This window comes from Vibrio sp. 1641 (assembly GCF_033339995.1).
Taxonomy (GTDB): Bacteria; Pseudomonadota; Gammaproteobacteria; order Enterobacterales; family Vibrionaceae; genus Vibrio; species Vibrio alginolyticus.
In genome coordinates this window covers 1-657 of the sequence record NZ_JAWOVP010000221.1, presented here as the reverse complement: position 1 = coordinate 657, position 657 = coordinate 1, and the positions used below count along the sequence as shown (strand labels likewise).

Below are 657 nucleotides of genomic sequence, written 5' to 3'. Positions count from 1 at the left end.
GTTCAGGCTCTATTGCAATCAAACGTTTGATGGTGACAATAGCAGGCTGCCACTTTTTGAGTTCCAGTTCAGACGAAAGCTTAATCGACAATGGACCGAGTTCATCTGGCTGACCAAACTTCTCGTAGCGACCCATCGCTGATAACACTTTATTCCATTGGCTCAACTGGTAATGCGATTGTGCGATGCGCAGCCAAAATTCATGAGCTTTCTGGTTTTTAGGTACGGCTTTACTCAACTCGTAATAGTGCGGCAAGGCTTTAGCAAACTGTTGTTCGTTCAACAAAATATCCGCTAGCATTTTACGTGTTTGCCACGCTTGCTCGTCTTGCAATAAACCGCTGCTTACCGCGAAATCCAGTTGCTTGATAGCAGGCTTAACTTGCTCATTCTGCCAATAAAAAATACCGAGCATACGAGCAACAAACGCTTGATCGTAGCCACGCGATAGGTCTAACGATTCGAGAGTTGAGATCGCTTCTTTAAGCTTCTCTTCTTGAGCTAAGCTGTGCGCACGCTGCACTCTAGATGCGGTGTACTGGCTAAGCTCTTGAGCTATCGCACTGGCTGCGGTCAAACTAAGCAGCGTTGTGATTAAGAATTTCTTCATCATTTGCCTAATTTGAACTCCACTTTTGCGGTTTGTCCGAACTGCTC

General features: G+C 45.7%; 1 protein-coding gene. It reads right to left on the bottom strand.

What is annotated here, in order from left to right; all coding sequences use genetic code 11:
• On the bottom strand, window positions 1-613 hold a 613-nt coding region (locus tag R7Z47_RS25170; protein ID WP_411913065.1), incomplete at its 3' end, for a tetratricopeptide repeat protein.
• Window positions 614-657: the final 44 nt, after the last annotated feature.